The organism is Stieleria sp. JC731, from assembly GCF_020966635.1.
Taxonomy (GTDB): Bacteria; Planctomycetota; Planctomycetia; order Pirellulales; family Pirellulaceae; genus Stieleria.
This window is the reverse complement of the sequence record NZ_JAJKFQ010000032.1, coordinates 2,858-8,822: the sequence shown is the minus strand read 5'-3', so window position 1 is coordinate 8,822 and position 5,965 is coordinate 2,858. Positions and strand designations below refer to the sequence as shown.

The 5,965-nt window shown below is 51.4% G+C and carries 3 protein-coding genes; all 3 read right to left on the bottom strand.

The genetic code is table 11. The features are described from left to right. Positions 1 to 756 precede the first annotated feature (756 nt). The 3 genes from LOC67_RS26950 to LOC67_RS26940 all read right to left on the bottom strand — a co-directional run bounded on the left by LOC67_RS26950 (position 757) and on the right by LOC67_RS26940 (position 4,934). Positions 757 to 1,143 (bottom strand): hypothetical protein, encoded by a 387-nt coding sequence (locus tag LOC67_RS26950; protein WP_230265963.1) that lies wholly within the window; start codon positions 1,141 to 1,143, stop codon positions 757 to 759. 1,177 nt (positions 1,144 to 2,320) lie between these two features. Then, a complete protein-coding gene (locus tag LOC67_RS26945; protein WP_230265962.1) occupies positions 2,321 to 2,860 on the bottom strand; it encodes a hypothetical protein in 540 nt (179 codons plus the stop codon). A 1,600-nt stretch (positions 2,861 to 4,460) separates the two neighbouring features. Then, positions 4,461 to 4,934 (bottom strand): hypothetical protein, encoded by a 474-nt coding sequence (locus tag LOC67_RS26940; protein WP_230265961.1) that lies wholly within the window; start codon positions 4,932 to 4,934, stop codon positions 4,461 to 4,463. Positions 4,935 to 5,965 lie beyond the last annotated feature (1,031 nt).

Genomic DNA, 5,965 nt, shown 5'->3' with positions numbered 1-5,965 from the left:
GCATTTCAATGATCGAAATGCGGACATGCTTGCTCAACGTTTCAGTTGGCTTCTGCTTGTCAACAAATTTGGTGTCAGCGGCCAATCAGATCCTCCGCTTCAATTGTCGAATCTGCATCGGGGAACGGCGGACATAACCGAGTGACGGCGGACAACTCACCACTTCAATAACCCCGACTCCGTCACTTCGGTTCATGTCATGGTTCGCGTGGTACACACGACCACGGCCAGCAGTACATCGCTCTCGACAAGTCTACCCGATCGGAATCGCCAAGGGGAACGAGCATAGATATTTCGGCTGGCGCATAGGATGTTTGAACAGCTATCTCGGCGCAGAAATCAAACCGTGACATCAAGTGCGATACACAGGCAACTGCTGTCCCATGAATTCAAATGGGCGTTGTTCAAGCACCGAAATCAAGCCGCGAATTCAATTGCGATCAACAGGAAACTGAGGTCTCGTAAAATTAACTGGACCGAGTTCACGAACAGCTATCAAACCGTAAACTCAATTGCAGCGATCAGTAAACGGTTGCCACTTGAAATCAACTGGGCCGAATCCAAACGCTTTGTACTGCAAAGGGCAATGACCAACTTGATAAGAGATGAAACATCAGTCAGTCCATCCACCCGCGCGAACGGCTGCCGTCACCGAGGACGGGCCAAGAATCTAACCACTTCAAAACCGTCGACTCCCGTCCTTCGGTGCACGGCATTGTTATCCGTATAATCAAATCCGAGGAATTCTCGCCAAGACTATGAAGCCTGTTCTCGGTCGTGTGTGGCGAGCGATTGTCCCCACATGGCAATCTTGTATTGATATCGTTCTGGGTCACCAATCGGAAGCAACCCTGCGGACGTGAGTTTGTCTCGGACTACGACCCCTAGAAGATCGTACTCCTCGTCATCTGAGGCGGGATATTTTGCCAGGACCTCACGAAACTTTTCAGTCGTTTCGCCTTCAAGTTGGCAATCGCCCTTAAGGATGCAGAAATCAACAAATTCGATTGCGCCTTCCGTTGCAAGCCTTGAATCGAGATGTGCGTAATCGTCTGTCGTTTTTTGGAAACCCATTTTTCCCGTGGGCGGTCCAATTCCCGCGTCTTTGGCAAGACCTAGCAGTTGCTTGAAAGTGTGAAACATTGAAATCAGTAAATTGTTAGCGTCTAAGATTTGTACAAGTGATGAAACAAATGATCCATTCAAATCAACACGGATAACGGCGGACATAACCGAGTGACGGCGGACGACTAACCACTTCAAAAACCCCGACTCCGTCACTTCGGTTCATGTCATGGTTCGCGAGGTACCCACGACCACAGTCGGCACCACATCGCTGGTGACAAGTCTACCCGATCGGAATCGCCAAGGGTAACGAGCATAGATTTTTCGGCTGGCGCATACGGCGTTTGATCGGCTATCGCAGAGCAACATCCAAGCCGTGGCATCAAATGCGATAGACAGGAAACTGTTGTCCCTTGAATTCAGATGGGTGTTCTCCAACGCGACACAACCAAACCGTGAATTCAATTGCGATCAATTGGAAACTGACGTCTCCCGAAATCACATGGGCCGCGATCAGCAACGACTAACAAACCGTGAACTCAATTTCAACGATCAAGCAACAGGTACTGCGTGAGATCAGATGGGCCGAATCCAAACGCTCTGTAGGGCAATGGGCGATAACCAACTGAGAGAAAGATGAATCATCAAGCAGTTCATCTACCCGCGCGAACGGCGGACATAACCGAGTGACGGCGGACGACTCACCACTTCAAATACCGCGACTCCGTCACTTCGGTTCATGTCATGGTTCGCGTGGTACACACGACCACAGTCTGCATCACATCGCTGCTGACAAGTCTACCCGATTCGAATCGCGAAGGGGAACGAGCATAGATATTTTAGCCGACGGGTAGAGCGTTTGATCGGCTATCTCGGAGCAGAAATCAAACCGTGACATCAAATGCGGTAAACAAGAAACTGCGGTCTCTCAAATTCAGCTGGGCGTTGATCAAGCAACACAATCAAACCGTGAATTCAATTGCGATCAATAGGAAACTGCTGTCGCGCTAAATCCATTGGGCCGCGGTCAAGCACAACTATCAAACCGTTAATTCACTTGCGGCGATCATCAAACACTTGCCACGTGAAATCAGATGGGCCAGATTCAGCGGCGTTGAAGACAGGCGATGGTTATCGCAGCCACAACCATCCGCGCGAACGGCAGGGTTCAGCGGGGCCGCGCGAACGACTCTCCACTTCAAAAACGTCAACTCGCGGCCTCCGTTGCAACCCATGGTTCCCCGTCGTGCCTGGGCTACCAAGTATAGAGTCTGTCGGTTTCGACTCGTTCTTCGCACGCCGGGCAGTCAAACCAACGATCACGTATCGTACCAAGCAGCAGGAAGCAATCGGCCTGAAAACTGAAGACTCCGGCGATTGCAAGTATCTCCATCGTGTCGGGGAAGTTGCGTTTTCGGATGAAAAGCATAGAAGATACCAGTTGCTGGCCTTCGGATATTGCTTTGCGAAATGGCTCCCCGAGCTTCTTGGGCATCTGCGGGATCTTGTTCTCAGGACCAATCGTGAAGGCAAGAATCTCTGCTGCAAGCTTAAGTGCGGCGAAGCCTTTACGAGTCTTGCCGTTCTCACTAGCAATCCGCACGAGATGTGGGAACGCTGCGATGCTTGCTGTTCCAACCGTGCACTGATGGCACAATGTGTTACCAAGTTCATCCCAGAACTTCGGTGCGGGATTCTTTGTTGATTCAATGTGGCGGATTTGCTCCGGTATGCCAGCACCGGAACCGTAGCAATGAGTCAGTTCAGCCCAAATTGGATCTTCGAGTTCAATCATTGGCGTCAAGAATCGGACATGTCCTCTGTCGGGGAACGGTAACGATCACGTGGTCGCCGCGAACGACGTACCACTTCAAAAATCTCAACTCGGCGACTCACGTGCATCGTCGGGTTCGCGCGGTATGCACGACCACGGACTGCAGCACTTCGCTGTCGCCAAGTCTACCCGATCGGAATCGCCAGAGGGAACGAGCATTGATATTTCGGCTGGCGCATAGGGCGTTTGAACTGCTATCTCGGAGCAGAAAACAAACCGTGACATCAAGTGCGATAGACAGGAAACTGCTGTCCCATGAATTCGCATGGGAGTTGCCAAAGAAACACTATCAAACCGTGAATTCGATTGCGATCAATTAGAAACTACTGTCCGTTGAATTCAGATAGGTCGCGTTCAGACACAACTACCAAACCGTGAATCCAATTGCAGCGATCAGCTAACAGATACGACGTTAAATCAAATGGGCCGGATTCAGCAGCGTTGGATTCAAGTCACATCTACCCGCGCGAACGGTAGCCGTCACCGAGGTCGGGCGGTGGACTGACCACTTCAATAAAACATGACTCCCGACCTTCGCGTGCACGGCATGGTTCGCGTGGTTCACACGACCACAGTCTGCAGTACATCGCTGTCGACAAGTCTACCCGATTGGAATCGCCAGAGGGAACGAGCATTGATTTTTCGGCTGGCGCATAGGGCGTCTGACCTGCCATCTCGGAGCAGAAATAAACCGTGACATCAAATGCGATAAATAAGAAACTGCTGCCCCATGATTTCAGATGGGAGTCGTTCGAGCAACACAATCAAGCCGTGAACTCAGTTGTGATCAATAGGAACAGAGGTCTCCCGAAATCACATGGGCCTAGTTCACGAGCAACTATCAAACCGCAGACTCAGTTGCAACGATCAGCTAACAGTTGCCACCTGAAATCAGATGGGCCAAATCAAGACGCTTGGAACTGCAATGGGCGGTGACCATGTTGATAAGAGATGAGTCATCAAGCAGCACAACCACCCGCGCGAACGGCGGACATAACCGAGTAACGGCGGACGACTTACCACTTCGAAAACCCCGACTCCGTCACTTCGGTTCATGTCATGGTTCGCGTGGTACACACGACCACAGTCCGCACTACTTCGCTGACGACCAGTCTGCCCGATTCGAATCGTGAAGGGGAACGAGCATAGATATATCGGCCGGCGGTTAGGACGTTTGATCCGCTATCTCGGAGCCAAAATCAAACCGTGACATCGAATGCGATAAACAGGAAACTGCGGTTCCTTAAAATCCAGTGGGCCGCATACAGCAACAATGATCAAACCTTGAAGTCAAATGCGATTGATTTGAAACTGATGTCTCACGAAATCAATTGGGCCGAATTCACGAGCAACTATCAAACCACAAGCTCAGTTGCGGCGAGCGGCTAATGGTTGTCAGGCGAGATCAGATGGGCCAGATCCGTCAGCATCGAAAACAGGCGTTGGTTATCGCAGGCACAACCATCCGCGCGAACGGCGGACATAACCGAGTGACGGCGGATGACACACCACTTCAGAAACCCCGACTCCGTCACTTCGGTTCATGTCATGGTTCGCTGGCTCAGCCAACGGTATTCTCCAGGGCAGAAAGTATTTCAGGTCCCAGATCAGGCATAGCGTAGCACATTAGCCAACAGATCAGGGTCGTAGAAAACATCAATCCGAGTGGAAGAAACTCGGGCGATACGATCCACAATCTCGACACTGCAAGCACAAGTCCGATCACCAACCCGAATCCGGTGCCCGAAACAATGCCGAACACACCGGCGATACGTCGTGCAGTCGCCGGATCATTCATCGCGCCATCGCGATTGGTTTCATCTGCGTCCGATTTTACGAATGGGAGTCTAGCAAAGAAAAAGGCACCATAACCCCAACACACGCATGCAAGCGTGCATAGCGAAGCAAGCTCCCATTGCCGAAAAACGGAAAATGCAAAGGACGCAAGCAGTGCAGCAAACGCCCATGCAAAAAGTGCCCCGACCCAGATTGCGATGGTGAGCCCGATGAGGGTGGACAGGATTTTTCTCAGCATCAGGTTTGAACAATCTTGTCCAGCGAACGGCGGACATAACCGAGTGACGGCGCACAACACACCACTTCAGAAACCCCGACTCCGTCACTTCGGTTCATGTCATGGTTCGCGAGGTACCCACGACCACAGTCGACACTACATCGCTGGTGACAAGTCTACCCGATCGGAATCGCCAAGGGGAACGAGTATGAGTTTTTCGGCTGGCGCACAGGGCGTTTGCACCGCTATCTCGGAGAAGAAATCAAACCGTGACATCAAAAGCGATAGTCAGGAAACTGCTGCCCCATGAATTCCGATGGGAGTAGTTCAAGCAACACAATCAAACGGTCAATTCAATTGCGATCAACTGGAAATTGACGTCTCGGGAAATCAAATGGGCCGAGTTCACAAGCAGCTATCAAACCGCGACCGCAATTGCGGCAGTCAGCTATCAGTTGCCACTTGAGATCAAATGGGCCAAAATCCAAACGCTTTGAAGTGCAATGGGCGATGACCATCCGGAAAACATTTGAGTCATTCAGCGGTTCACCTACCCGCGCGAACGGTAGCCGTCACCGAGGTCGGGCGGTGGACTGACCACTTCAATAAAACACGACTCCCGACCTTCGCGTGCACGGCATGGTTCGCGTGGTACACACGACCACGGTCTGCGTTTCATCGCTGCAGACAAGTCTACCAGATCGGAATCGTGAAGGGGAACGAGCATAGATATATCGGCCGGCGGTCAGGGCGTTTGATCAGCTGTCTCGGAGCAAAGATCAAACCGTGACGTCAAATGCGATTGATTGGAAACTGATGTCTCAAGAAATCAATTGGGCCGAATTCACGAGCAACTATCAAACTACAAACTCAGTTGCGGCGATCAGCTAATGGTTGTCAGGTGAGGTCAGATGGGCCAGATTCATACGCTTCAAATTGCAGAGGGCGATGACCAAGCTGGAGACAGATGGGATATCAGACAGTTCACCTACCCGCGCGAACGTTAACGATCACGTGGTCGCCGCGAACGACTCACCACTTCAATCAACTTG

Bases quoted from the DNA above. Each gene is read 5' to 3' on its own strand.
- LOC67_RS26940 (WP_230265961.1), bottom strand. From the start codon at position 4,934: ATGCTGAGAAAAATCCTGTCCACCCTCATCGGGCTCACCATCGCAATC.
- LOC67_RS26945 (WP_230265962.1), bottom strand. From the start codon at position 2,860: ATGATTGAACTCGAAGATCCAATTTGGGCTGAACTGACTCATTGCTAC.
- LOC67_RS26950 (WP_230265963.1), bottom strand. From the start codon at position 1,143: ATGTTTCACACTTTCAAGCAACTGCTAGGTCTTGCCAAAGACGCGGGA.